The sequence below is a fragment of the Enterovibrio qingdaonensis genome, from assembly GCF_028683135.1.
GTDB classification, from domain to species: domain Bacteria; phylum Pseudomonadota; class Gammaproteobacteria; order Enterobacterales; family Vibrionaceae; genus Enterovibrio; species Enterovibrio qingdaonensis.
Genome location: NZ_JAJUBB010000094.1, coordinates 1 through 221, shown reverse-complemented (window position 1 = coordinate 221; position 221 = coordinate 1). Strand labels below are relative to the sequence as shown.

Sequence of the window (221 nt, the reverse complement as noted above, 5' to 3'; positions counted from 1 at the left end):
AATATGGCTGGGGTACCTGGATTCGAACCAGGGAATGGCGGCATCAAAAGCCGCTGCCTTACCGCTTGGCGATACCCCAACAGCAACCACGCTTGAAAGCATGATCCTTAAATCTTTTACTCAATGAAGAGTAATGGTGCGGAAGGAGAGACTTGAACTCTCACACCTTGCGGCGCCAGAACCTAAATCTGGTGCGTCTACCAATTTCGCCACTTCCGCAT

Annotated in this window: 2 tRNA genes; both read right to left on the bottom strand. The window is 50.7% G+C overall.

Features of this window, described 5'->3' with window-relative positions:
* Nucleotides 1–4: 4 nt before the first annotated feature.
* Nucleotides 5–79 (bottom strand) — tRNA-Gln (locus LRP49_RS25270).
* A gap of 55 nt (nt 80–134) precedes the next feature.
* A tRNA-Leu gene (locus LRP49_RS25265) sits at nt 135–219 on the bottom strand.
* Nucleotides 220–221 lie beyond the last annotated feature (2 nt).